General features: G+C 67.1%; 23 protein-coding genes and 2 pseudogenes. 6 read left to right on the top strand and 19 right to left on the bottom strand.

The window, feature by feature from the left end:
- Nucleotides 1-481: 481 nt before the first annotated feature.
- Nucleotides 482-1,009, bottom strand: a complete 528-nt coding sequence (locus ASE90_RS06970; protein WP_055998213.1) for an alpha/beta hydrolase — start codon at nt 1,007-1,009, stop codon at nt 482-484.
- Between the two features lie 88 nt (nt 1,010-1,097).
- Nucleotides 1,098-1,274, bottom strand: a pseudogene (locus ASE90_RS20975) (alpha/beta hydrolase-fold protein); the annotation flags it as partial.
- 262 nt (nt 1,275-1,536) lie between these two features.
- Between ASE90_RS20975 and ASE90_RS06960 the strand changes: the two are divergent.
- Together ASE90_RS06960 and ASE90_RS06955 are read left to right on the top strand one after the other, a co-directional pair.
- Nucleotides 1,537-3,246, top strand: a complete 1,710-nt coding sequence (locus ASE90_RS06960) for a tryptophan-rich sensory protein (RefSeq protein ID WP_082449637.1) — start codon at nt 1,537-1,539, stop codon at nt 3,244-3,246.
- 2 nt (nt 3,247-3,248) lie between these two features.
- Entirely contained in the window at nt 3,249-3,743 is a 495-nt protein-coding gene (locus ASE90_RS06955; protein ID WP_055998254.1) for a DUF427 domain-containing protein, read from the top strand.
- Nucleotides 3,744-3,761: 18 nt separating this feature from the next.
- On the opposite strand, the gene ASE90_RS06950 is transcribed toward ASE90_RS06955, so the two are convergent.
- The 5 genes from ASE90_RS06950 to ASE90_RS06930 form a co-directional block, all read right to left on the bottom strand.
- Nucleotides 3,762-4,070 (bottom strand): hypothetical protein, encoded by a 309-nt coding sequence (locus ASE90_RS06950; protein ID WP_055998207.1) that lies wholly within the window; start codon nt 4,068-4,070, stop codon nt 3,762-3,764.
- Complete coding sequence (locus ASE90_RS06945) at nt 4,067-5,656, bottom strand: serine hydrolase (RefSeq protein ID WP_082449636.1); 1,590 nt, start codon at nt 5,654-5,656, stop codon at nt 4,067-4,069. The genes ASE90_RS06950 and ASE90_RS06945 overlap by 4 nt, the downstream gene beginning before the upstream one ends.
- A 55-nt stretch (nt 5,657-5,711) precedes the next feature.
- Nucleotides 5,712-7,238 carry a DHA2 family efflux MFS transporter permease subunit gene (locus ASE90_RS06940; RefSeq protein ID WP_055998202.1) on the bottom strand — a complete coding sequence of 509 codons (1,527 nt, stop codon included), beginning with the start codon at nt 7,236-7,238 and terminating at the stop codon, nt 5,712-5,714.
- 89 nt (nt 7,239-7,327) lie between these two features.
- Nucleotides 7,328-8,482 (bottom strand): HlyD family efflux transporter periplasmic adaptor subunit, encoded by a 1,155-nt coding sequence (locus ASE90_RS06935; RefSeq protein ID WP_055998199.1) that lies wholly within the window; start codon nt 8,480-8,482, stop codon nt 7,328-7,330.
- Nucleotides 8,475-9,938: an efflux transporter outer membrane subunit gene (locus ASE90_RS06930; RefSeq protein ID WP_055998196.1), complete on the bottom strand. Its 1,464-nt coding sequence runs from the start codon at nt 9,936-9,938 to the stop codon at nt 8,475-8,477. The genes ASE90_RS06935 and ASE90_RS06930 overlap by 8 nt, the downstream gene beginning before the upstream one ends.
- Nucleotides 9,939-10,025: 87 nt before the next feature.
- On the opposite strand from ASE90_RS06930, the gene ASE90_RS06925 reads away from it, so the two are divergent.
- Both ASE90_RS06925 and ASE90_RS06920 read left to right on the top strand, forming a co-directional pair.
- Nucleotides 10,026-10,658: a TetR/AcrR family transcriptional regulator gene (locus ASE90_RS06925; protein WP_055998251.1), complete on the top strand. Its 633-nt coding sequence runs from the start codon at nt 10,026-10,028 to the stop codon at nt 10,656-10,658.
- Nucleotides 10,659-10,735: 77 nt separating this feature from the next.
- Nucleotides 10,736-11,110, top strand: a complete 375-nt coding sequence (locus ASE90_RS06920; protein WP_055998193.1) for a hypothetical protein — start codon at nt 10,736-10,738, stop codon at nt 11,108-11,110.
- 34 nt (nt 11,111-11,144) lie between these two features.
- Here ASE90_RS06920 and ASE90_RS06915 read toward each other — a convergent pair whose 3' ends face one another.
- The 10 genes and pseudogenes from ASE90_RS06915 to ASE90_RS06875 all read right to left on the bottom strand — a co-directional run bounded on the left by ASE90_RS06915 (nt 11,145) and on the right by ASE90_RS06875 (nt 19,682).
- Nucleotides 11,145-11,876 carry a fatty acid desaturase gene (locus ASE90_RS06915; protein WP_235531702.1) on the bottom strand — a complete coding sequence of 244 codons (732 nt, stop codon included), beginning with the start codon at nt 11,874-11,876 and terminating at the stop codon, nt 11,145-11,147.
- Nucleotides 11,877-11,902: 26 nt separating this feature from the next.
- Nucleotides 11,903-12,430, bottom strand: coding sequence for a sterol desaturase family protein (locus ASE90_RS06910; RefSeq protein ID WP_055998190.1), 528 nt, complete (start codon nt 12,428-12,430; stop codon nt 11,903-11,905).
- 168 nt (nt 12,431-12,598) lie between these two features.
- Nucleotides 12,599-13,303: an NAD-dependent deacylase gene (locus ASE90_RS06905; RefSeq protein ID WP_055998187.1), complete on the bottom strand. Its 705-nt coding sequence runs from the start codon at nt 13,301-13,303 to the stop codon at nt 12,599-12,601.
- A gap of 25 nt (nt 13,304-13,328) precedes the next feature.
- Nucleotides 13,329-13,994, bottom strand: a complete 666-nt coding sequence (locus ASE90_RS06900) for an alpha/beta fold hydrolase (RefSeq protein ID WP_055998184.1) — start codon at nt 13,992-13,994, stop codon at nt 13,329-13,331.
- Complete coding sequence (locus tag ASE90_RS06895) at nt 13,991-15,040, bottom strand: AbrB family transcriptional regulator (RefSeq protein WP_055998181.1); 1,050 nt, start codon at nt 15,038-15,040, stop codon at nt 13,991-13,993. The genes ASE90_RS06900 and ASE90_RS06895 overlap by 4 nt, the downstream gene beginning before the upstream one ends.
- A pseudogene (locus ASE90_RS20525) lies at nt 15,037-15,298 on the bottom strand (TerC family protein); the annotation flags it as partial. The pseudogene ASE90_RS20525 and the gene ASE90_RS06895, both read right to left, overlap by 4 nt.
- Before the next feature lies 1 nt (nt 15,299).
- A partial coding sequence (locus tag ASE90_RS20520) for a YjbE family putative metal transport protein (protein ID WP_414888957.1) occupies nt 15,300-15,793 on the bottom strand: 494 nt, incomplete at its 3' end.
- 4 nt (nt 15,794-15,797) lie between these two features.
- Complete coding sequence (locus tag ASE90_RS06885) at nt 15,798-17,099, bottom strand: CitMHS family transporter (protein WP_055998178.1); 1,302 nt, start codon at nt 17,097-17,099, stop codon at nt 15,798-15,800.
- A 22-nt stretch (nt 17,100-17,121) separates the two neighbouring features.
- Entirely contained in the window at nt 17,122-18,615 is a 1,494-nt protein-coding gene (locus ASE90_RS06880) for an OprO/OprP family phosphate-selective porin (protein ID WP_055998175.1), read from the bottom strand.
- Nucleotides 18,612-19,682: an ABC transporter substrate-binding protein gene (locus ASE90_RS06875; RefSeq protein WP_055998171.1), complete on the bottom strand. Its 1,071-nt coding sequence runs from the start codon at nt 19,680-19,682 to the stop codon at nt 18,612-18,614. The genes ASE90_RS06880 and ASE90_RS06875 overlap by 4 nt, the downstream gene beginning before the upstream one ends.
- A gap of 97 nt (nt 19,683-19,779) precedes the next feature.
- On the opposite strand from ASE90_RS06875, the gene ASE90_RS06870 reads away from it, so the two are divergent.
- Complete coding sequence (locus ASE90_RS06870; RefSeq protein WP_055998168.1) at nt 19,780-20,445, top strand: response regulator transcription factor; 666 nt, start codon at nt 19,780-19,782, stop codon at nt 20,443-20,445.
- Nucleotides 20,435-21,868, top strand: a complete 1,434-nt coding sequence (locus ASE90_RS06865) for a sensor histidine kinase (protein ID WP_055998166.1) — start codon at nt 20,435-20,437, stop codon at nt 21,866-21,868. The genes ASE90_RS06870 and ASE90_RS06865 overlap by 11 nt, the downstream gene beginning before the upstream one ends.
- Nucleotides 21,869-21,892: 24 nt before the next feature.
- On the opposite strand, the gene ASE90_RS06860 is transcribed toward ASE90_RS06865, so the two are convergent.
- Both ASE90_RS06860 and ASE90_RS06855 read right to left on the bottom strand, forming a co-directional pair.
- Entirely contained in the window at nt 21,893-24,817 is a 2,925-nt protein-coding gene (locus ASE90_RS06860) for a TonB-dependent receptor domain-containing protein (protein ID WP_235531701.1), read from the bottom strand.
- Nucleotides 24,818-25,211: 394 nt separating this feature from the next.
- On the bottom strand, nt 25,212-26,051 hold the full coding sequence (locus ASE90_RS06855; RefSeq protein WP_055998164.1) for a hydroxypyruvate isomerase family protein: 840 nt from the start codon (nt 26,049-26,051) through the stop codon (nt 25,212-25,214).
- Nucleotides 26,052-26,170 lie beyond the last annotated feature (119 nt).

Here is a 26,170-nt window from a genome sequence, read left to right as displayed (position 1 = left end):
CTCCCTGCTCCAAACCACCAAGGCCGAAGCGCCAGCGAACCGGCGATAGAGAGACCGGAACACATGGCACCAACCATTCGGTTAGCACCAGGTCCCGGAGGATGCAAAGGCGACCGTGTCGGCCACCGCTGCGGTGACACCCATCTAGGGGGAGGCGATTAGGAGGTCAACAGCTTTCTTCGATTCGGCGGAACAAAATCTTCGGAATGTGATCGCGGCGACGTCTGGCGGGCCTTCCACGGTGCTTGTGCGGCCTGATTGACCGCCCAGTCTCCGTAACATGACCCAGTTTTTCGATACGAGCCGCCGGACCGTTCTAAAAGGGGCGGCGAGCGGCTGATCGTCGCGTGAACCCCGGAGCCGCCATGAAGACCATTCCGGCTACCCTGGCGCTGCTGTCGCCTGTCATCGCGAGCGCGCAAGTCGCAACCCCGGCCCTTGCCACGGTTGCCGGGACCAGACAGCCTTTGCGGAATAAGGATCAGAGGGCAGGCGGGCTGGCGCCGTCGATCATGAACCACGGTGTTGGGCCGTTGTCGAAGGGCGGGGCGGGGTAGAGCCAGCGCAACGCCGCTTCCGCCGCGCCATGATAGACGGTCGCATGGGTCGCGGTGGCGCGATACTCGGCATAGCGCAGCGTCACCCGCCCCGCCGGTAGCCGATCGATCATCGTGCGCAACCGGTCGACCCCGTCCCGCATCGTGCCGCCTTCGTCCGCCACCGCGAGGAACAGGCGCACGCGCTTCGCCCGCGCCAATCCGGCCTCCGCTGCCGCCCCGACCCACCGCCGATCGTCCCACCACAGGCTGGGACTGATCGCGATATACTCGCTGAACGCCGTTGGCTCGGTCAGCAGCGTGTCGACCACGAACAGCCCGGTGAGCGATTCGCCCAAGATCGTCCGCCGCGCACCGGTGCGATAACGCTGCTCGACGAACGGCATCACCTCCTGCAACAGGAACCGGCGAAACCGGGCTGCACCGCCGCGCTTTTGGGAAAGCCGCGACATAGCGCGGATCGGTCGCCGGCGGCGTCAGCTCGGCCTGACGATCGCGGGTCTGGACCCCGACGACGATGAACGGCCCGAACGTCCAGCTGAGCGAGGCCAGACTGCCAAGGCCCGCGATATGGCGGAAATCCTGATCGACCGCCCCGTCGAGCAGATAGACGACCGGATAGCGATCGGTCGAAGCGGCATAGCCATCGGGCCGCCAGACATTCACCTCGCGCACATTACCCAGAATAGCCGAGGTGAGACGATGCTGGATGCCCATCGGGATCGGCTGTGTGCGACGGGCGGCGCGGCGGTCTGCGCCGGGGCGATCGCCGGGAGCGCGAACAGCAAGGCGGCGATCGGGGCACATCGCATCATGCCTCCGGTTATGCCCGCTCCGTCGCCTCGGGCAAGCTGCGGGCTGCTGCGACCGCCGAGGATATCGTCGGATAGCGTTCGGTAACGCCCACCCGGAAACTCCGCCCCCCCCATTGCGACCCGAAGGCCGTTCGACCGTTAAGCGCGGCGAAGGAGTGTCGTCCATGTCCCGTTCCATCCTGATTACCGGTGCCAGCGTCGCCGGCAATATCGTCGCGTGGTGGCTCGGCCGGGCGGGGTTCGACGTAACCGTCGTCGAACGCGGGCCGGAATTCCGCGATGGCGGCCAGAATATCGACGTGCGCGGGCCGGGTCGCGACGTGTTGCGGCGCATGGAGCTGGAACAGGCCGCGCTCGAACAGGGGACCGGCGAGGAGGGGACGGCTTGGGTCGATGCCGCTGGCAAGGTCGATGCACAGTTCCTGACCGCCGATCAGGAAGCGGACGGCCCGACCGCCGAGATGGAAATATTGCGCGGCGATCTGGCGCGACTGCTCTACGAACCGGCCAGCGAACACGCGACCTATCGCTTCGGCGACCATATCGCCACGATCGATCAGGACGGTGACGGCGTGACGGTCGGCTTCGCCGGCGGCACGGCCGAACGTTATGATGCGGTCGTCGTTGCCGAAGGGGTCGGGTCGACGACGCGCGAACGGGTGTTTGCGGGCGAGAATGATCCGCGCTGGATGGACCTGACTATTGCCTATTTCACCATCCCGCGCACCGCCGACGACGACCGGCTGTGGCGCTGGTACAATGCGCCGGGCGGGCGCAGCGTGTCGCTCCGCCCCGATCGGCACGGCACGACCCGCGCGATGCTGTCGGTGCAACAACCGCCGGGCGGCGAACAGGATTGGGACGTCGAGCGGCAACAGGCGTGGCTGCGCCAACGCTTCGCCGATGCCGGATGGCAGGCGCAGCGAGTGCTGGACGCGATGGCCGACACCGACGATTTCTATTTCGACGTGCTGCGACAGGTGCGGATGCCGCGCTGGTCGACCGGCCGGGTGGCGCTGACCGGCGATGCCGCATGGTGTGCGACGCCGATTGCGGGCTATGGCACGACGCTGGCGGTGACCGGGGCCTATGTCTTGGCGCAGGAGCTGATCCGACAGCCTAATGTCCCCGCCGCCTTCGCCGCGTATGAGCAGCAGATGCGGCCGATGGTCGAGGATGCGCAGGGCGTGCCGAAGATCGCGCCGCGGCTGATGAACCCGCACAGCCGGCTCGGCATCCGCCTGCTGCACGGGGCGCTCGACCTCGCGAGCCGTCCGGCGGTACGCAAGCTGTCGGGCAAGATGTTCGGCGGCGATACGCCCGAACCCGATCTGTCGCGCTATCTGCCCGAGGCCGAACGACCGGCGGCGGCACCGGCGAAGGCCGGGCTGTCGCCGTTGCTGGCGCTCGGCATCGTCGGCGCGGTGCTGGGCGTCAGCGCGGTGGTCGGGCGGCGCAACGCTCCCGATCCGTCGCATCCCGGCATCCGCCGCTGGTATCGCCGGCTCGACAAGCCCGACTTCACCCCGCCCGACGCCGCGTTCGGTGCGGTGTGGCCGGTGCTCGAAACGGGCCTTGCGGTCGGCGGCTATCGGTTGTTGCGCGAACCCGCCGGCCCGATGCGCAACGCGGCGGTCGGCGCATGGCTGGTCAACAGTGCGATGGTCGGGGGCTGGACGCAGCTGTTCTTTCGCGAACGCAAACTCGGGGCGAGCGCGGTGGCATCGGGGGCGATGATCGCGACCGGCACCGCCTATGTCGTGACGGCGGCGAAGGTCGATCGCCCGGCGGCGGCGCTGGGCGTGCCGTTCGTCGCGTGGCTGGGCTTTGCGACACTGCTCGCCACGCGCATCTGGCAGGAGAACAAGCGATGAGCCTGTGGCCACAACCCGATCCGGTCGGCCCGGGGCGGACAAGCGTCTGGGACTTTCCGCGTCCCGCCATCGCCGAGCCGAGCGACCGCCATGTCCGCATCGAGCATCGCGGCCTCGTGATCGCCGATACCCGCGCCGCGATCCGCACGCTCGAAACCAGCCATCCGCCCAGCTGGTACATCCCTCCCGGCGACATCGCCGCCGGCGTGCTGCAACGCTCGCCCCGCCGATCGCTGTGCGAATGGAAGGGGCAGGCGGTCTACTGGCACCTCGCCATCGGCGACGAGATACTGCGGGATGTGGCGTGGAGCTATCCCGATCCGACGCCGGCCTTTGCGATGCTGCGCGACCATGTCGCCTTCTATGCCGGGCCGCTCGACCGGTGCAGCATCGACGGCCAACGCGTCGTGCCGCAGCCCGGCGGCTTCTACGGTGGCTGGATCACCCCCGACCTTGCCGGACCGTATAAGGGCGTGCCGGGCAGCATGGGGTGGTAAGTCGCGGAACCTGCCGCTCTATCGCAACGCCTTTTTCGGCATGGTCTTCAGGCAGTTCGTCAGGATCGGAGCATAACGGTCGCTTTCGATCGCGATGACCAGCTTGCTCGCCGCCAGTTGCTCGGGGGTCTTCTGGCGCGTCGCCGCGATCCTGCGGGCTTCGGTCGACCAGTAGCGATGGATCCTGTCATCGATCAGCAGCATCGGCGGCCGATCGCCATGGATCGACATCGCCAGTTCGGCATAGACCTCGCATTCAAGGGCGACGGTCAGCGGGTCCCGTGTCGGCGCAGACGCGGCCAGTATGATCGCGGCGACGATCATCACGACGGTTCGACCGGCATGAACGCCAGATGCTGGAAATCGTAGCTGAAATCGGCCAGCGGCGAGAGCGCCTTCATGCGGATGCCGGTCACCTTGCCATCGGCGAGCGCGAAGGTGACCACCGCGTCCTCGCCCGCGCCCTTGGGAAAGCGGGTGCGGAAGCTGTCCGGTCCCCATGGCTCCAGCGGCCCCTTGAACGCCGGGGTCGGCACGAAGTCGATCGCCAGCTTGCCGCGCCGTTCGGTGACGACGACGTCGCCATACCATGGATCGCGATAGCGCCCGGCATAGCGCGCGATCGGCAGCGACGGGCCACCCGCCGGTGCCTTGTCGATGCCGCCGGCGACGCTCGCCAGCGCCGCGGTCTGGTTCTGCTGCATGCGCGCCCCGAAGAACGCGACCCAGTCGAAGGCCGGCGCATCGATCAGCCGGTCGAGGATCGCGTTGCGGATCGGCTGCGACACGCCGTCCTCGACATTGGTCAGCACCGACACGGCGATCCCGCGCGTGGGCAGCATCGCACTGTGCGTGACCTGTCCCGACAGGCCGCCGCTATGCTGGATCATCTGCAGCCCGCGATATTCCTGCACGAACCAGCCCAGCGCATAGCTTTGCAGGATAGGGCGGACCGGGTTTTCGGCGGTCGGGCCGCTGGTCGATGCGGTGATGGTCGCCGGGGTCCACATCTGCTTGCTCTGTTCGGCGGACCAGACCCGTTTGCCGTCCGGCAGCAGCCCGCCGGCCAGCTGCGCCTGAAACCATTTCGCCATGTCGGCAACGCTGGCGTTGATCCCGCCCGCGGCGTCGACCATCGGCCCTTCGTCGGCGGCGACCACCTCCAGCTTGCCGATGCCGCGCACCGGCGGACCGAGTTTCGCGTGACGGCCCGCGACGTTCGGATCCCGGTCGCGCCGGGTCGGGAAGGCATCGGCCATGCCCAGCGGATCGAACAGCCGCGTCTGCATGAACCGGTCCCAGCCCATGCCCGACACCCGTTCGATCAGCAGCCCCGCGACCAGATACAGGATATTGTCATAGTCATAGCCATCACGGAAACCCCGCACGGGTTTCAGATAGGGCAGCGCCTTCAGCGCATCGGCGGCGACATGGCTGCCCGCCGGAAAGAACATCAGATCACCCGCACCCAGCGGCAGGCCCGAGCGATGGACCAGCAGGTCGCGCACCGTCATCATCGGCGTGACCGCGGCATCGTACATGCGGAAATCGGGCAGGTGTCTGACGACCGGATCGTCCCAATTGATCTTCCCGTCGTCGACCAGCAGCGCCAGCGCGGCGGCGGTGAACGCCTTGCTGTGCGACGCGATGCCGAACCGGGTATGGATATCGACCTTGTCCGGCCGTCCCAGCGTACGGACGCCATAGGCGCGCAACAGCGGCGGGCGGTTCGGTCTGAGCACCGCAATGGCAACGCCCGGCGTCTGGTAGCTGCGCATGAAGGAACCGACGATCGCGTCGATCTCCGCATCGCTCGCCTCTGCCGCCCGCGCCCAAGCCGGCAGCGTCGCCGCACCTGCACCGGCCAGCGAATAGGCCAGCAATTGCCGTCTGGACGTCGTCAAACCGCTCATCTTCTACCCCCCGATCGGACGATCGTAGCGGCTGTGCGGCGCGACGCCAGTCCCGTCAGTGCGCCGCGCCCGGTCCGGCGATCCGTGCCGGCCGCGGTGCCAGCCAGATGATGAGCGCCGCGCCGGCGAAGATGATCGCCGACAACAGGAACATATGGTTGATCGCCAGCGTGCTGCTCTCCTGCGCCACCGTCATCTCCACCGCGCCGCGCACCTGGTCGATCGAAAATCCCTGTGCGGTCAGCGCCTGTTCAGTCGCGCCGGTGTTCAGCCGCGACACCATCTCGCTGCGCGCGACGGTCATGTTGTCGGCATAGAGCGTCATCGACACCGACGTTCCGATCGCCCCGGCCATCGTCCGCAGGAAGCTCATGACGCCCGCCGCAGATGCCGTCTCCTTCGGATCGACCGCGCCCAGCGCGATCGTGGTCAGCGGAATGAAGAAGAACGGCATGCCGAACCCCTGCAACATCTGGGGAAAGGCGAGCGTCCAGAAGTCGGACCCGGTCGTCCACTCCACCCGCAGCAGATTGACCGCTGCGATCCAGAAGATGCCGAAACACACCAGCGCGCGGGGATCGCGCTTCTTGAGCATCTTCGCCACGAACGGCGACATGATGACCGCCCCCACACCGTTGAACGCGGTGGCATAGCCGGCATAGGTAGAGGTGTAGCCAAGGCTCGCCTGCAACCATTGCGGGATCAGCACGACCGAGGCGAAGAAGGTGCCGAACGCAAAGGCCAGCGCGGCGACCGCGACCGTGAAGCCCCGGTGCCGGAACACGCGCAGGTCGACGATCGGCTGCCGCTCGGTCAGTTCCCACACTACGAACACCGCCGCGCCCACCGCCGCCACGATGGCGAGGATGACGATCGTCTGGTCCTCGAACCAGTCGTGTTCGCGCCCGATATCCAGCATGATCTGGAGCGCGCCGATCCACAGGATCAGCAAAGCGAGGCCGATCTTGTCGACCTTCAGCTTCTCGCGCTTCGTCTCGGCGGGTTTCAGCAGGCGCAGCGCGCCGAACACGCAGAAGATCGCGACCGGAATGTTGATGAAGAAGATCCAGTGCCACGACCAGCTGTCACTGATTGTCCCGCCGAGGATCGGGCCGAGGATCGGCGCGGTGACCGTGGTCATCGCCCACATCCCCATCGCCTGTCCATGTTGCTCCTTGGGAAATATCCGCAGCAACATCGTCTGGGTCAGCGGCATCAGCGGCCCGCCGCACAGCCCCTGACCGATCCGCGCGACGACGATCATCGCCAGACTGGTCGACAGCCCGCACAATATCGAAAAGATGCCGAAGCCGATCATCCCGACGACGAAGGTCCGGACCGCCCCGAACCGCCCGGCCAGCCACCCGGTCAGCGGCACGCAGATCGCCTCCGCCACCGCATAGGAGGTGATGATCCACGTCCCCTGACTGGTCGAAATGCCCAGCGATCCGGCGATATGCCCGACCGACACGTTGGCGATCGTCGTGTCGAGCACGACCATGAAATTGGTCAGCGCCAGCACCAGCCCGGCGAACAGCAGCTTCGGGCCGGTAAAGGGTTTGAAATCATCCTGGCCGGCCATGCCGCCTTGCTCCCTTGGGTGGGGTGGTCCCCGAAACGGCGTTCCCCGTGCCCCCGCGCACGCGGGGGTACGGTTTGCCGGAAGCGGGGTCACCGCCCCGAAACATCCACCTCGGCAGTCATCGAGAGCCCGACGCGCAGCGGATGCGCCGCCAGTTCCCTTGGCTCAAGCGCGACGCGCACCGGCAGGCGCTGCACGACCTTGATCCAGTTGCCCGTCGCGTTCTGCGCCGGGATCAGCGCGAAGGCCGATCCCGTGCCGCCCGAGAAACCGACCACCCGGCCATGATATTCGACCTCGTCGCCGTAAAGGTCGGAGGTGAGCTTCACCGGTTGGCCCGGCTTGACCTTGGTCAACTGGCCTTCCTTGAAGTTCGCGTCGACATAGGCGCTGTTCACCGGCACGATCCGCATCATCGTCGTGCCCGCCGCAACGCGCTGTCCGACCTGAATGGTGCGGTTGGCGACGACGCCGTCGATCGGAGCGCGGACGATGGTGCGGTCGAGGTCGAGCCGCGCCTGCCGCACGCGTGCCTCCGCCGCCAGCACGTCGGGCGCGCTGTTGGCCGTGACCCCCTCGATCAGCGCCTGATTGGCGGCAAGATTGCCGGCCGCCGCGACCCGCTGCGACCCGGCCTCGGCCACTGCCGCGCGCGCCTGTTCCAGCGCCGCGCGGGCGGAGGCCAGCGCGTTTGTCGCGGCGGTCAGCTCGTCGCCCGATACCGCGCCATTGGGGGCAAGCCGCTGCCGACGGTTGAAATCGACCTGTGCCTTGTCGAACGACGCCTGCGCCGATGCCAGTTGCGCGCGGGCACTGGTCACCTCGGCCCCCTTCGCCTGTACCTGCGCCGACAGCGCGCCGCTGGTGGCCGAAGTCTGCCCGAATTCACGGCGCGCCTTGGCCAGATCGGCCTCGGCACTGGCCAGCGCGATCCGCGCGTCGCTGTCGTCGAGCCGGACCAGCACGTCGCCGCGCTTCACGCCTTGCGTTTCCGATGCGCCGATCGCGATCACCTGTCCGGCGACCATCGGCGTGATCTGCGCGGTCTCGGCACCGACATAGGCGTTGTCGGTCTCGACATAGTTGCTGCCGACCAGCGCATACCAGGTGCCATAGCCCGCGCCGCCCAACAGGACGATCGCGGCGATGCCGGCCAGCAGCTTCTTGCGCTTGGACGGGGCAGGGGTGTCGGACGCAGCCTTGGCCTCGGCGAAGCTGCGGTCGGCGGGATCGGCATCAGCCATGGGTCAGGTCCTTGTTCTGCTGTGCGGTGGCCGGCGCGGTGAACCCGCCGCCCAGCGCACGGACGAGCGCTACATCGAGGGTAAAGGCACGCGCCTGCAGATCGGCGACGATCCGCCGCGCCTGCAACACCCGGTCCTGCGCGACCAGCACGTCGGTGAAGCGCGACAGGCCGCCTTCGAACCGTTGCCGCGCGACATCGTATCCGGCCTGCGCATCGGTCAGCGACTGTTGCGACTCCGTCAGGCGGGTGGTCAGCGCACGCTGGCTCACCACCGCATCGGCGACCGCGCGATAGGCGTCGGTGACGGTCCGGTCGTAATCGGCGACCGCCGCGTCATAGCTGCCCCGCGCCACGCGGTAGCGGCCCTGCAACTCGCCACCGCGAAAGATCGGCAGGCTGAACGCCGGACCGATGCTGCCCGCGGTCGATCCGCCCTTCACCAGATTGCTCAGGCCCAGCGATTGCAGGCCGAACACCGCCGACAGGCTGAACGACGGATAGAAATCGGTGCGCGCGACCTTGATCCGGCTCGCTTCCGCCTCGACGCGGGTCCGGGCCGCGACGATATCGGGACGGCGCGCGATCAGGTCGGTGGTGATGCCGATCGGCAGTCCGCGCGCGGCGATGGTCGCGGCGGGCGGGGCGATCGCCAGCCCCCGGTCCGGCCCCTTGCCAAGCAGCGCGGCGATGCGGTTGCGGGTCAGGGCGATGGCTTCGTCGGTTGCCGCTACATCGGCACGCGCTGCCGGCACCGCCGAGTCCGCCTGCTTCTGCTCGGCGCGCGTATCCAGACCGCCGGTCACCCGGTCGGCGGTCAGCTTCGCGGTCTGCCGCCGCACGTCGAGCGCCGCCAGCGCCACCGCGCGTTCGGCGAACAGCCGCGCCAGATCGGCATAGGCATCGGCGATATTGGTCGACAGCGTCAGCTGCGCCTGCGCCAGATCGAGCTGCGCCGCCGCCGCGTCCGACCGTGCCGCCGCAAAGGCCGCACGGTTGCGGCCCCACAGATCGAGATCGAAGCCCAGTTCGCCCTGCACCCGGCCGGTGTCGTTCCAGCCCTTCGGCACGAAATCGGCGGGAATGCCGTTGTTATAGCTTTGCTTGGTCGCCGCGACATTGCCCGATGCGCCGAGCGTCGGCAGCTGCGCGGCGCCGGCCTGCTGCGCATAGCCCTCGGCCTGCGCGATCCGCGCGGTCGCGGCGGCAAGGTCGGGCGATCCGGCCAGCGCCTCGGCGATCAGCGTATCGAGCTGGGTGTCGCCATAGCCCTGCCACCAGTTCTGCACCGGCCATGCGGCATCGCCCGTTGCCGCAAGGCTGCGGTCGGCGGCGAAGCTGGCCGACGTCCGCGGCACCGGCGCATCCGCAAGATGGGGTACGGTCGCGCAGCCGGACAGGAACAGGACCGCAAGCGGCACCAGCGAACGGGCGTTCCGGAGAATCTCAGTTGTCATGCGAAAACCGTACTAGTGGGTACGCCGCGTGCCATGATCCTGCGGCTTGCGCCTGTCAACGATTATCTGTACCCGACGGTACAGTTTATGAGTACGACCGAAGAAACCGCGCCCGGCAAGCGGGAAGCGCGCAAACAGGATCGCCGCGACGCGATCGTCGCCGCCGCGCGTCGGTCGTTCCTCGACGACGGCTATGCCGCGACATCGATGTCGGGCCTGCTCAAGACGCTGGGCGGGTCGAAGGCGACATTGTGGAGCTATTTCCGGTCGAAGGAGGAATTGTTCGCGGCGGTGATTGCCGACGTCACCGCCGCCTTTCGCCAGCGGGTGACCGACGAGCTGCTGACGCCCGGCGACATGCCGGCGACGCTCGTCAATTTCTGCCGGGTGTTCATGAACAAGACCGCGCATCCCGACGCGGTGGCGGCATGGCGTCTGGTCGTCGGCGAAAGCGGCCGTTTCCCCGAAGTGGGGGCGATCTTCTACGAACAGGCGGCAGGCCATATCGAACGCGCGCTTGCCACCTACATCGCCGAACAGATCGCGGCGGGCCGGCTGCGCGACGAAGGACCGACCGACATGGCGCGGATGCTGATCGGCATGACCGGTGCGCAACAAAATCGTCGCCTGTGGGGGGTCGAACCCGCGCCGGCGGACGGGATGGAGGCGGAGGCGCGGCGCTTCGCCGGCTATTTCCTGCGGCTGTTCGCCATCGGCTGATTCGGTTCGCCGCGCGGGCGACTCGTCTCGACTCAAGCCAGTGGATCGGCCCGACTCGCCGACTCATCGTCGCGCGCATGAAACGAACCATCCGGCATCGCTGCGGCCATCTGCAGCACCATGACATCTTCACCTTCACCGCCGCCGACCAAACCCGCACCGAATTGCGGCTGGAGCGGCAGCGTTGCGCCGATTGCATGGCGACGGCCCGGGCCGAACAGGCCGCCGCCGATCGCGCCGCCATCGCCGGATATGCGCTGCCGCCCCTGACCGGCAGTGCGCAACAGGTGGCATGGGCCGACACGATCCGCGCCGAACGGCTGGCGAAACTGGTTCGCTCGCACCCCTCCTGCATCGCCGGACTCGCGGCGCAGGTCGATGCGAAATGGTGGATCGATCACCGCCGGACGCCCGACGACGTGCTGATGCAATCGACCCTGCGCATGGCGTGACGGATCGCGAGGATCAGGCGGCGCGCATCGACGCTCAGCGCTGGTCGGTCCGCCCGACGATCGCCCGGCGTCGGGCGGGCAGTCCCCACCACGGCGTACCGGGCGAAAGATGATGTTCGTGATGATAGCCGCCGAAATGGAAACAGGTCAGCAGCGATAGTAGCGGACCGACCCTAAGACTATGCGTGCGATGCGCGTCCACGAACGGCGCTTCGCGTTCGCGGTGTGGCAACCATGTTCCGAACACGAACAATTGCCCGACCGCGCCCAGCGCAGGCACTGCCCAGAACACGACGATGTTGCCGAGCGATGCGCCGAACCCAAAGATGTAGATCAGCGCCATCACCGTGATGCGGGCGATTTGTCCGTGCGAGTAATAGGTCCGGAAGAACTGCAGGAACCACGCGGCCAGACGGGGATCGCCGCCATGGAAATCGGGGTCGCCGTGCCGGCCCGCATGCTTGTGGTGCAGATGGTGCTGCGGCAGCAGCGCGGCGTAGGAAAGGCAGGCATAGAGCGACAGGCACAGCGTACCGATCGTGCGATTGAGAACGGGATGGGTCGGCGCCAGCGCGCCATGCATCGCGTCGTGGGCGATGATGAACAGCCCGGTGCTGAGCCATGTCTGCACCAGGATCAGCGCGATGGCGATCGGCAGGGTGCCGACGCTCCACTGCCAGAAGAATATGCCGGTGATATGGATCGCCAGCCAGGTGACGACGATCGCAACCGACAGCGATACGCCGATCAGCGTCTGACGTCGCAAGGCCTTCGATCCGGACGCGATCGACCTCACCGCTCAGCGTCTGACGGTAAAAGATCATCCTGTCGGTCGCGCTGCGGAACGCGCTGGCGCTGGTCGGCATGGGCGCGCAACTGCGCCTTCAACACGGCAGGTTTGCGGGCGAACAGAAACCCGTGGCTAACGGTGCCATGCTTGCCCTCGACCGCATGGTGCAGCCGGTGCGCCTGCAGCAGCCGCTTGAAATAGCCGTGCTTGGGCACCCACCGGAAACCGCCCCGTTGATGGACGAGCATGTCGTGGACGAAGGCGTAGATGCCGCCATAGACGGTGATGCCGAGCGCGGCCCACCACAGCGGTTCCCACCACAGGCCGACGACGAACAGCGCGATCGGCACGATCGCGAAGACTACCGCATAAAGGTCGTTCTTTTCGAACCAGCCGGCGTGATCCTCGTGATGCGACTTGTGCCAGCCCCAACCCCAGCCATGCATGACGTATTTATGCGCCGCCCAAGCGAAGCACTCCATGAACAGGACCATGAAGGCGACGATCGCGATTTTTTCGAGCCAGGTCATTGCGGGACACCATTGCGACGCGCGACGGGCGGGAAGGACCAGAACAACATGCTGTCCACATAAGGCATGCGGGTCGACGATGCGAGTGCGCCGCCGGGGAAAATCGGCGGGTTCCGGTCGGTTGGCGCGGGCACGACACCGCTGCGACCCGTCGCCTTGCAGTCGCGGTCACCGTTCCGACAGCACCTGCGCGACCCATGCCGGCACCAGTTCGCTCGCCGGGCCGAGGCGGCTTTCATCGAAGCGGCCCGACCCTGCCGAGCGTTCGAGGTTGAGTTCGAGCGTCGCCGCGCCGCGATCATTGGCCCATTCGACGAACCCGGCGGCGGGATAGACCGCGCCCGACGTGCCGATCGACACGAACAGATCGCAGGTGCCGATGGCGTCGACGATCCGGTCCATCGCGTACGGAATCTCGCCGAAGAACACGATGTCGGGCCGTAACGCCGCTCCGCCGCATGCGCCGCAGGGGCTGTTCGGCGGCAACGGGCCGGTATGCGCTACGCGGGTGCCGCATACTGCGCACAGGGCGGACCGCAGCGCGCCGTGCATGTGCAGCAGCCGGTGCGTCCCCGCGCGCTCGTGCAGGTCATCGACATTCTGCGTCACGATCAGCAGTTCGCCGGTCCAGCTCCTTTCGAGTTCCGCCAACGCCACATGCGCCGCGTTGGGATCCACGTCCGCCAGCGCCGCGCGCCGCAGATCGTAGAAGCGGTGCACGAGCCGGGGATCGGCCCGCAACGCTTCGGGCGTGCAGACGTCCTCGACTCGGTGCCCTTCCCACAAGCCCCCGGGGCCGCGGAACGTGGCAATACCCGACTCCGCGGAAACGCCCGCTCCCGTCAGGACGACGATATTGCGGATTGGCTGCATCAGACCTGCATAGGCGACACCGTGGTCAGCGCAAGCGGTCGGTCAGCCAGTGTCGCAACAACATGGTCACTTCGCCCGATCGCTCCATCGGCGACAGGTGACCGCAGTTGCGGATGACATGAAAGCGGGCGTCGGGAATACGATCGGCCAATGCCTGCGCATCCTCGACCTTGCAGATGCGGTCGCGGTCCCCCACCGCGACCAGCGTCGGCACATGGACCGCAGCGATGGCGAGGTCGAGATCGGGCCGGGCGAGCAGTGCGCGCTGCTGGCGTTCGAAGACATCGGTGCCGACGCGTTCGGCCATTGCCTGTACCGGGCCGCTGACGATCGGGGTCAACATGGGGTCGGCATGCGGTGCGGTGGCGAGCAGCCCCTGTTCGTCGACGGTGCGCGCGCGCATCGCCATCGTCGCCCGCGTCCCGAACAGCGCGACGCGTTCGATCCGCTCGGGTGCCTGCCGGATCATCTCCAGCGCGACATAGCCGCCCAGACTGACCCCGGCGACCGCGATGCGCGGCGGGGCATGGGCCAGCACGCGGGCGGCCATTGCCGACAGGCTGTCGTCGACGCTCAGGTCGCCCAGTTCGGGATGGGCGATGTCGCCGAGGTCGACGACCTGTCGCGCCCATAGCTGGCCGTCGCATCCCATGGCCGGGAGCAGGACGAGCGGTGTCGGTTTTGGGGTCATGACGGCTTCTCCGAACGAAAGGCGAGGGGGGCGAACAGCAGGACGATGGCGACCCGCGCCAGATGGGTGACGACGACGATACCGGGTTCGAGCGAGAGGCTGAGCGCGACCATGCTCATCTCCGCCAGCCCGCCGGGCGAATAGGCGAGCGCGAGCAGCGCGATGTCGAACCCGGCGGCCCGACCCAGCAGGATGGCGACGACGAAGGTCAGCACCATCAGGATCAGCGTCGATCCGGCGGCCAGCGCCAGCAGGCGGACGAACGCCCGCAGATCCAGCCCGGCGAAGCGGCAGCCGATCGTCGCGCCCAGCCCGATCTGCGCCGCCGCCAGCAGCCAGCCGGGCACGCGGAAATCGGTGACGCCGGTCATGTGCAGCGCGGCACTGATCGCGAGCGGCCCCATCAGATGCCATGCCGGCAGACGCAAAGCGCGACCGAGGACGAGGCCCACAGTCAGACTGATCCCGCCCCAGACGAACAACGCGGGCGACGGCCATGGGCTGATCGACGTGACCGGCGCGGCGGCGATGGCCGCCGCCGCATGAAAATGCCGGATGACGAAGGGCAGGAGAAAGACGACGAGAAAGATGCGCGCGCCATGGATCAGGCCGATGGTGCGTTCGTCGGCACCGCGTTCGCCGCCCATCACCACCATTTCGGCGATGCCGCCGGGCATGCCGGCGAAATAGGCGGTGGCGGGATCGAAGCCGGCGACCCGCCGGAACCATAGGACGCACAACAGCCCGGCCAGCGCGAGGAACGGCGGCAGCAACAGCAGCGGCAGCCACCATTCGCGCGCCAGCGCGATCAGGCCGGGATGGAAGGAACTGCCGAGCACCAGACCGATCACCGCCGCCATCGGTCGGCGGGTCGCGCCGCTGGCGGCGATCGGCAGGCCGGCGATGCTGGCGACGGCGCAGGCGGCCATCGATCCCAGCACCCATGGCAGCGGCGCGCCGATCGCGGCGAAGATCGCGCCGCCGGCCCCGCCCACCGCAATCGCGGCGAGGAAGCGCAGGACGATGTTCGCCGCGTCCCGTTTCAAGCGAACAGGCTCAGCACGCCGCGCGACGGATCGGTCAGCCCTTCGTAGATCATGCGGCAGGCGACATAGACGATGACGGCAAGGCCGATATAGGCGACCCAGCGATAGCGTTCGATCACCCGCGCCAGCACGTTGGCGGCAAGACCCATCAGCGCGACCGACAGGATCAGGCCGACGGCGAGGATGCCGGGATGCTCGCGCGCCGCACCGGCCACCGCCAGCACATTGTCGAGGCTCATGCTGACATCGGCGACCGCGNGACAGGATCAGGCCGACGGCGAGGATGCCGGGATGCTCGCGCGCCGCACCGGCCACCGCCAGCACATTGTCGAGGCTCATGCTGACATCGGCGACCGCCACCGCCCATGCCGCGCTGGCGAAGCTGCGTGGGGCGACGGCCTTGATCGCGCCGTCCTCGCCCGGCGTATCGTCATGATCGCGCAGTTCGCGCCACATCTTCCACGCCACCCACACCAGCAGCAGTCCGCCGGCAAAGACGAGGCCGGTAAGCTGCAACAACTGCGTCACGACCAGTGCGAAGGCGACGCGCAGGACCAGCGCCGCACCGACGCCGATCAGGATCACCTTGCGCCGCATGTCCGCCGGCAATCCGGCGGCCAGCGCCCCGACGACGATGGCATTGTCGGCGGCCAGCATCACGTCGATCAGCACGACCTGCGTAAAGGCGGCGAGCGCGGACGGACTGCCGATATTGGCGAAGTCCGCGACGATATGGTTCCAAAGTTCGGTCATCGGTTCAGCTGACGAACGGGAAGGCGAGCACGATCATCCCGACCAGCGTCATCACGACACAGACCGCCGTCGCCGGGATCAGCGTGAACCGCTGGTGATCGGCAAGGTCGATACCGGCAAGGCTGACCAGCAGATAGGTCGAGGGGACGAGCGGGCTGAGCAGATGGACCGGCTGTCCCATCAGCGACGCGCGGGCGATGGCGATCGGCGACACGCCATAATGCGCGCCGGCTTCCGCGAGGATCGGGAGCATCCCGAAATAGAAGGCGTCGTTGGAGATGAAAAAGGTGAAGGGCAGGCTGAGCAGCGCGGTGATCGGCGCCATATACGGCCCCAGCGCCGGCGGGATGAAGCCGACGACTTCCTTGCTCATCGCCTCGACCATGCCGGTGCCCGACAGGATGCCGGTAAAGATGCCGGCGGCAAAGATCAGCGACACGACCGAGAGCACGTTGCCGGCATGGGCCGCGATGCGTTCCTTCTGTTCGGCGACCTGCGGATAGTTGACGATCATCGCGATGGCGAACGCCAGCATCATCAGCACCGATAGCGGCAGCAGGCCGACCACCAGCCCGACGATCAGCGCCAGCGTCAGCGCACCGTTGAACCAGCGCAGGTGATAGCGGCGCGCTTCGGGGAATTGCGACACCGCCATGCCGGTGAAGGCGGTCGGTCCGTTGGCCTTCACATGGCCGATGCGGCGTCGTTCCTTGCGGCCGAACCAGATGGCGAGACCGATCAGGAAGGCGAGACCGGCGAGCATGCCGGGGATCAGCGGCAGGAACAGCGTGGCGGGATCGATCTTCAGCGCGCTGGCGGCACGCGCGGTCGGGCCGCCCCATGGCGTCAGGTTCATCACGCCGCTGGTGCTCATGAGCAGGCAGCACAGATACAGCCGGTTCATGTCATAGCGTTTGTACAGCGGCAGCAGCGCGGCGATGGTGATGATGTAGGTCGTCGACCCATCGCCATCGAGGCTGACGATCGCGCACAACACGACCGTGCCGATCAGGATCAGCATCGGATCGCCATGCACGACCTTCAGCAATCGGTTGACCAGCGGGTCGAACAGACCGGTATCGGTCATGATCGAAAAGAACAGGATGGCGAACAACAGCATCACGCCGGTCGGCGCGAGGTTCTTGATCCCGTCGATCATCATGTCGCCCAAGCCGCCGGCGAAACCGGCGAGCAGGGCAAAGGCGGTGGGGACGGTGATCAGCGCGACCAGCGGCGTCATCCGCTTGGTCATGATGAGCGTCATGAAGGTGGCGACCATCAGGAAGCCGAGCAGGGCGAGATCCATATGCGTAATGCTCCCCGAGGGATCAGAAGGTGACGGCGATGCGGGTCATGACGGTCTGGCCGTCGTCCGGCCCGACATAGGCGCCGGCGCGATTGTCGGTGTTCCAGTGGACCAGATTGGCTTGGAAGCGGGTGAAGCTGTTGAGATACCAGTTGGCACCGATCGTCGCGGCCCAGCCCTGTCCACCGGTCAGCAGATCGGCGTAATCGAGATTCTCGTAGCGCGCGGTCAGCTCGATCGCGCCCGGCCCGCCTTCGAAGATCGGACGCAGCACGCGCGGCTGTCCGAAGCTGCCGAGACGCGGATTATAGGGCGGCAGGTCGCCGGTGACGAACCATCCGCCCGACAGGCTCCACGCCTTGCTGACGAAATCGGGGCGACCGGCGTCGAGGCGGGCATGGCGCTGCCCCGCTTCGCCCATCAGCCACACCGGGCCGACATAGCCGCCGAGTTCGAGGCCATAGCCGGTGGTGCCGGTGCCGCCGGTCAGCGCGCCCGACGATACGCGCAGCGCGCCGTTGAACCGGCCGCCGATCACGGTGTTGCGGGTCAGCGTGGTCGCGCCCGCGGCCAGCCCTTCGTCGAACCCCCATGCGCCCAGATGCAGGACGCTGTTGCCGGTCTTGATCGGGTTCCAATGGGCGCGGGCCAGCACGGTGCGGCTGTCGTTGCCCGACTGGTTACCGTCGATCCGGTCGCCGGTGAGCGTCAGCGACGCGTGGCCGGTCTTCCAGAACAGGCGCGGCATGATGCCGATGCCATAGAAGCCGCGCTGCGGGATGATCGCGGTCGACACGACGGTGCGTTCCATGAACGGCGTCGAATCCGAACCCGTCGATCCTTCGAACCCGCGATCGTTGAACAGGTGGCCGGCGCGGACGTCGTAATCGATGCCCGGCGCGATCCGGTTGCGCCACCCGATGAACGCGGTGACGATGTCGACCTCGTTCTCCGAAAAGTCGCTTTCGAACTGGTAGAAGAAGTGCGTGCCGACCCCGCCTTCGAGGCCGAGGCGCAGCGCGCGCATGCCGGTGGTGGTGATGTTGCGCGCGGTATAGTCCGACCCGAAGGTCGAGCTGACATCGGTCAGGATGCGGCCGCGCGGCTTGAAGGTATAGATGCCGTCGGCCGAGTGGAACACGGGCAGACCCGCGCCCCATTCGGTGGTGACGCCGGCGGCATTGGCCTGCCGCGCCTGCGCGACGTCGCGCTCGGCGGGGCCGGGGGGAACGAGCTGCGGCGCGAACGGGCTGGTCACGTTGCCGCCCGACTGCGACGGCGTCTGCGCGACCTGAGCCGGTGGCAGCGCAGCGGCGGCGGGCGTGGCGGGCAGGGCCGGGGCGGTAGCGGCGCTCGCGCCCTCCAACCGGTCGAGCCGGGCGCGCAGCGTCGCGATCTCGGTGGCCTGTGCGCGCACCAGTTCGGCCAGTTCGGCGGCGCTCGGCGTCTGTGCCAGCGCCGGCGTGGCGGCGACCAGCGCGACGAGCGCGCAACCGCTTCGGAAAAGCTTCATCATTTGCTTCCTTCGGTGAGGATCGCGCGCCAGTCGGCAAGGAAGCGGCGGCGCTTGATCGTATCGAGATTGACGAGAAGTTCGGGCCCGACGCGGATCGGGCGCTGCTGTCCGGCCGACAGGCGCGGCGCGCGCACGTCGCTGCGCACCGGCAACAGCCATTGCCGGGCCAGCAGCGTCTGCCCGGTGCGCGACAGCAGGAAATCGAGGAACAGCTTCGCCGCCGCCGGACGCCGCGCATCGCGCGCGATGAAGGCGACGCGCGAGGCGATCAGCGTATAGTCGCGGGGAAACACCACGCCGACGCGGCGGTCGCGCTGCGCGGCGGCCAGCGCATAGGGGCCGACGACGTTGTACGCGATGGCGATGCGGCCATCCGCGACCGCCGCGAGCATCGGTTCGGTCTGCGGCGACAGCCATGGCCGCGTCGCCGCCATCGCCTGGACCAGCAAGCGGGTGTCGCGGGTGATGGCATAATCCTCGGCCAGATACAGATAGCCGACGTTCGATCGCGCCGGATTATAGGTCGCGACCTTGCCGGTCAGCGGCACGCGGCCGGCGCGCAACAATGCCTCGAACGCCTGATGGGTACGCGGCACCCGCCCCGGCGGGATCAGGCGGCGGTTGTAGACGAACGCGACCGGCTCGGCGGTGACGCCATATCCCATGTTCTTCCACACCGCATCGGCGGGCAGGGCGGGCTTTTCGGGACTGTGATAGGCCTGGGCATAGCCGTCGTTGATCAGCTTGGCCTGCAAATCCATGCCCGACGACCAGATCAGGTCGGCACTTGGGACCCGGCGCTGCGCTTCGGTGACGACGCGGCGATAGATGTCGCGCGACTCGAGTACCTCGTACCGCACGGCGACGCCGGGATAGGTGCGGCGGAACGCGGCGATCAGCGCCGCCATCGCCGCCGCATCGGCATTGCCATAGATGCGCACGCCGCCCTCGGCCCGCGCCGCCTCGATCAGCGCGTCGTACGACTGCGGATAGCCCGCCGGGCGTTGCGCCACCGCCGGCCCGGCCAGACCGATCAGCGTCATCAACAGGATCAGGAGTCGTTTCATGCACATCCTCTCGCTTCCCGTCTCTCGGTTCGGGTAAGCACTGGGGCATGTCGTACGCATCGAACCTGTCAGCCACCTTTCACCGGATTGGTTTCCGATGCGAATATTGATCGTCGAGGACGATGCCGCGCTGGCGCGCAGCATCGTCGCGTTGCTGCGCAGCGCCGGCCACGCGGTCGATCCGGTCGCGCGGGGCGAGGACGCGCTCATCGCCTTGGCAGACGAGCCGTATGCGCTGGTCATTCTCGACGTCGGGCTGCCGGACATCGACGGGTTCGCGGTCTTGCAGGCGCTGCGCCGGCGCGGCGACAAGGTGCCGGTGCTGATGCTGACCGCGCGCGACGCGCTCGACGACCGGGTGCGCGGGCTCGATCTCGGTGCCGACGATTATCTGCGCAAACCGTTCGCGCCCGAGGAACTGGAGGCGCGTATCCGGGCGCTTGGCCGCCGGCGCGGCGGTGATCCGACCCCGGAACTGGTGATCGGATCGCTGGTGCTCAACCGGTCGACGGGGCAGGCACAGATCGGTGACCGCGTACTCGACCTGCGGCGGCGCGAATGGGCGGTGCTCGACGCGCTGGCGGCGCGGGCCGGACAGATCGTCCCGCGCGAAACGCTGCAATCCGAAGTGTTCGGCTATGACGATCCGGTCGGTCCCAACGCGATCGAGGTCAACATCACCCGGCTACGCGGAAAGCTCGCCCCCGATGGGCCGACGATCCGCACCGTGCGCGGCGTCGGGTATCTGCTCGATGCCGGCTGAGCGTCCTGCCGGCACCGAAAACCATCGCGGTCGTGCGCTGGCGCTGCGCACTCGGCTGCTCGCGGCGATGCTGGCCCCCCTGCTGGGCATCGCGGTGTTGCTGGGTCTCGCCGGGGCGACGCTGATCGCCGATGTCGTGCGGCGGACCAACGACCGGGTGCTGGGCGGCGCGCTGGGCGCGGTCGCCGAAACGGTACAGGTCGAACGCGGCGAGGTGACGATGGACCTGCCCGCCGCCGCGTTCGGGATGCTGGAAAACAGCGAACGCGACAATGTCTATTACCGGATCGCGGTCGGCGAGCGGCTGCTGACCGGCTATGCCGGCCTGTCGGCACCGCGCATCGCCGATCTCGCGATCGATACGCCGCGGTTCCGCTATGCCAGCTATCGCGATCAGCCGATCCGCATCGCCGAGTTGCGTCGCGACCTGCCACGCATCGACGGGCCGGTGATCGTGCAGGTCGCCGAGACGCTCGACGGACGCCACGCGCTGCAACGCCGGCTGCTGGTCGCGCTGCTGCTGGGCGAGGTGTTGCTGGTGGGCATGGCGATGCTGCTGATCCGCCCCGCGCTGGGCTGGAGCCTGCGTCCGCTCGCCCGGCTGCGCGGCACGGTGGCGGCGCGCGACACGCGGGCAACTCCCGACCTGTCGCCGCTCGATACCGGTCCGCTCCCGGTAGAACTACGCCCGCTAGCCGAGGCCTTCGACCACCTCTTAGCGCGCCTCGACACCGCTACGGCCGGCATCCGCCGCTTTACCGCCGACGCCTCGCATCAGATGCGCACGCCGCTAGCGGTGCTGAAGGTACAGGTCGCGCTGGCGCGACGCGGCGATCCGGCGGCGCTTGGCGAGATCGCCGATGCGGCCGACCGGCTCGAACGCCTCGTCACGCAACTTCTTGCCCTAGCCAGGGCCGAGGAAGCCGGTGCATCGCCCCCCCGCGAACGGGTCGACGTGCGCGAGGTGGTGGTGGCCGTCATCAATCGCCGGATCGGTCAGGCGATCGAGGCGGGAGTGGACATCCATCTGGATGCGCCGGAAGCCGACGTGGCGATCGCCGGTCACCGCACGCTGTTGTTCGAGATCCTGTCGAACCTGCTAGACAACGCGATCCGGTACAATGGCGACGGCGGCATGGTCACGATCGGCATCGCCGAAGCAGGCCGTAGCGTGACGCTGAGCGTCGCCGATAACGGTCCTGGCTTGCCCGATGCCGATCTCGACCGGGTCGGACAACGTTTCGTGCGGCTTGCGACGAGCGCGGGTCGCGAAGGGAGCGGCCTGGGTCTCGCGATCGTCCGCTCCGCAACCCAGCGACTGGGCGGCCGGATCGAGTTTCGCAATACCCGACCCGGTTTCCGCGTGACGCTCCACTTCGACGATGTCGGGACCGACCGCATCGCTGCGGTCGGTGACGACTGACGCTGGACGCATCGACGGTTGCGCTCAGAAGCTGAAATTGGCCCCTGCGCTGAACGCCCGGCCGACCAGACCGGCATAATGCCAGCTGCTCAGATAGTTCGGATTGCTGGTATAGGCCCCCGATGCGAGCGGTGCCCGGTTGTTGGTCACGTTCTGGACGTTGACGAAGAAACGGAACTGATCGTTCACCGCCACCGCGGCATTCAGATCGGCATAGATGAACGGCCGGATATAGCATTGCGCGGTCAGCGCCTTGCTGCACGACAGATCGATTACTCCGTTGACGTCGGGGATCTGATCAGCGGCGACCTGCTTGATCCGGCCGACATAATAGGTCGTCGCGGTCAGTGCGAAATTGCCGATTTCGACCGAGTTCTGCCAGTTGCCACGGGTGCGCGGCGTACCGCCGCCCGACGACAGCTGGTACGGCCCCAGCGTACCGGCATATTTCTGAACCACGCCCGCCGGGGTCACCAGGTTGAGATTGATGACCTGCGTGATGTCCAGCCGGCTGATGAGGCGCACCCGGTCCGACAGCGCGACGTTCAGATTCGCCTGCATGTCGACGCCCGAACTGACCTGATAGTTCGCGTTGACATAGGGTACGTTGAACACGAGCAGGCGGGGCAGGGCACCCGGGTTGTTGGGATCGGGCGCGTCGATGACGTTGCACCGATAGCCGTCGCCCACCGCCGCGAGCGCGGCACAGCCGGCGGTTGCGTTCGTCTGCTCGTAATAGGCCTTGATCGCATTGGCGCGCAGCGGGCCGCTGATGATGAGGTCCGACTTCTTGATGTTGTAATAGTCGACGGTCAGGTTGAACCAGCGCACCGGCTTGAAGATGGCGCCGGCCGAGAAGCTGCGCGAGACTTCGGGCAGGATGTCGGGATTGCCGGTCGAACCGCCGCCAATGTTGTAGGTGGCGGTATAGGCCGAGTTGCCGGGATGCGCCGCGACGAAGCTGGCCGGCGGGGTGAATGACGAGAAGCCCGAATAGCTGCTGGCCGGGTTGTTCTCGGCAAAGGTCGGTGCCCGGAACCCCTTGGAATAGGTCGCCCGCAGCGAGAACTGGTCGATCGGCATGAACTTCATGCCGACCTTCGGCGAGAAACGGCTATAGCCCTGCGAATAGCTGTCGTAGCGGCCCGACACGTTCAGGTCGAATTCGCGCAAGAACGGTGCGTCGACTTCGAAGAAGCCCGCAGTCACCGTCTGCGCGCCCCGCGCCGACGACGTGTTCAGCCCGTAATAGCTGAGGTCGCGGTTCTGGTTGCGGTTCATCAGCGTCTCGCGACGGACCTGGAAACCGACACCGGCGTTCAGGTCGCCGCCCGGCAGCACCATCACCGACTTCAGCAGCGAACCGCCGATCGTCGCGACCGTCGAATAGGATGGCGTGGTGCGATCGGGCGAGATCTGTTCGCGTACCGCCGCCGTGTTCTGCTCCGGATTGACGAAATTGTAGCTGCCGGTGTTGATCGCGTTCAGCAGGCCCTGAATGTTCAGGAACCCGCGTTGCGTGACGCTGAAATTGTCGCGGGCATAGACGCCGTTCAGACGGAACTTGAAACCGCCGCCCAGATCGCCCGAGATACCGGCCGTCGTCCGGAACACGTCGACATAGCGGTGGCTGTTCGCCGGGATGTCGCCGAACGAATAATAGATGCGCGCCGCCCCCTGACCGGGGTTGTTGGCAAAGGCGGCGGCATAGGGGTTGTTGGGGTTCAGGCGTCGGTCGGCCGCGGTCGCGCAATTGACGCCGGCCGCGCAGACATAGACCGGCAGGACGATGCCGGGGCTGCTGGACGCGAGCGCCGCCGATCCGCCGAACGGCTGCGTCTGGCGGATGCCCGTCGGTGCGCCCTTGATGTCGACTTCGGAATGCGAATAGCTGCCACTGGCGAACGCTTCGAAACTGTCGCTCAGGCGGATGCTCAGGCGACCGGTGGTCGAATAGCGCTGCTGCTGCGGCTGGATGATCGAATATTCGTCGGGCAGGTTGTGGGCGCAGCCCGTTCCCTGTGCCGCCGTCGTGTTCACCGTATAGGTGCCAAACGGGCAGGAGCCGGGATTGAGCAGCTGATACTGGTTGGAAAGCGGGGCACCGACCTTGCCCGAGAGCGGGTTGTTCAGATCGCTCTGGCTGACCCGGACCACGACCGCCTGCGGGTTCTGCGCGACCAGCGATTCGTCGTTGAGGTTGCGGTCGGACAGGCCGCTCGGCCGCAGGTCGAGCGTGTTGAAGGGATAGCCGCGCGAGTTGTTGGTGATGTACGCGTCGTAGGTGTATTCGCCGTTCAGGTAGAAGTTGAAGCCCTGTTCGCGATAATCGCCATAGCCGGCGGTCATCGTGGCACGGTAGCGCGAGCCGTCCCCCTTTTCGGTCGTGCCGCCCTGCATCGAGCCTTCGACGCCCTGGAACTGCTTCTTGCTGATCAGGTTCACGACGCCGCCGATCGCGTCCGCGCCATAGGTCGACGACGCGCCGTCCTTCAGCACCTCGACCCGGTCGATGACGCTGAACGGGATCGAGTTCAGGTCGACATAGGCATTGTGCCCGTCATCGTTCAGCGGGAAGTTCGCCGAACGAAGCCCGTCGATCAGCACGACGGTCGACGAAACGCCGAGGCCGCGCAGCGATACGGCGGCACCGCCGGCCGAAAAGCCGTTGCGGAACCCGGTCGAGATCGAACCGGCGCTGTCGGCGGAAACCGAACGGATCGCGTCCTGTACCGTCGTGATGTTGGCGCGTTCGAGCGTCTCCGACGTCAGCACGGTCACCGGCGAGATCGAGCTCGCGTTCGAATCGCGGAACAGCGTACCGGTGACGACGATGGTCGCGGGCAGCCCGGCATCGACGGGCGCTGCTGCCGCACCATCGACCTGCGGCACTGCTGCGGGATCGGCGGTAGTAGCGACCGGTGCCGGTACCGCTTGCTGCGCATGCACCGGAAAAGCCGTCGCGGTCAGTAAGGCAGCGGTCGAGATCCCGCAACGCAAGGTGGCGGATACCGAGTTGAACAGATGCACCGAGAATTTCCCTCAAATAACGCGACGGATGTACCGCCTGTCCCCATGCGTCGTTCGTCACGACACGGTGGGTCCGTTATTGCCGGGGTCGTTACCAACGCTTTAAGGACCCAAGGAATTGTGAAAACAATTTTTTGTATGTCGCCCTGCCGCCGGACGCGGCTGCCGTTTCGGGCGGCTTGTGCGGGAGGTGGCGCGCAGGAACCGCCGCAATAGGACGCGTTTGAAAACGTCGCGGCATCGATCGTGCATCGGCACGGCGGATCACGTCCGGCGTGACGTCAAGGAAACTGGAACGAAACCGTCCCGCCGCTCACACCGTGCAGATACGCACCGCCTGAGCCAGCGCGGTCAGCGGATCGCCGACGGGCACGAATTCATGCGCGAAATAACCGTCGAATTGCAGATCGGCGATGCTGCGGGCGACCGCCTGCCAGTTCACTTCCTGCGTCGCATCCAGATTGTGACGCCCCGGCACGCCGCCGGTATGGATATGGCCCAGCCAGCGGATGTTGTCGCGGATGGTACGGATCAGGTCGCCTTCCATGATCTGCATATGATAGATGTCGTACAGCAGCTTTACGCGCGGCGAATTGACCTCGCTGGCGACGCGCACCCCCCATGCGGTGTGGTCGGCCATATAGTCGGCATGGTCGACCTTGCTGTTGAGCAGTTCGATGCAGATCGTCACGCCGTGATCCTCGGCGATCCGCTTGACGCGGTTCAGGCCGATGACGGCGTTCGCCGCACCTTCCTCGTCCGACAGGCCGCGGCGATTGCCCGAAAACGCGATGACGTTGGGCACGCCCGCCTTCGCCGCCTGCGGGATGCCGACGCGGAACGCCTGCTCGATCGCCGCATGGTTCTCGCGGCGGTTGAGGCCGTTCGCGATCGTCATCACGTCGGCGGCATAGCCCATCGTGCAGCGCAGTCCGTAGCGGCGCGGCACGTCATATTCGGCGGGCTGCAACAGGTCGATGCCCTGCAAGCCCATACCCGCCGCCGCCGCGCACAGCCGGTCGAGCGGAATATCCTGGTAACACCACCGGCTTACCGACTGTTTGAGCCGGCCGGCGCTGACCGCCGGCGCGGGCATGGCCGCGGTAGCGCCGAGCGCGAGGGAAGAGCCGAGGACGGTGCGCCGATCAATCATCCCCGAATGATATGACAAAATCCACGGGCGGCAAAGAACAAAGCGGCCGATGCATCGCGTCGCAATTCGGTCCGTTTGACCGTCGGCTACAACTTTGACCAAGTTCGATAAGAGATATT

The sequence above is a fragment of the Sphingomonas sp. Leaf67 genome (assembly GCF_001421965.1).
Classification (GTDB): Bacteria; Pseudomonadota; Alphaproteobacteria; order Sphingomonadales; family Sphingomonadaceae; genus Sphingomonas.
Note: the sequence above shows the minus strand (reverse complement) of the source record. Positions and strands in the feature narration are given on the sequence as shown.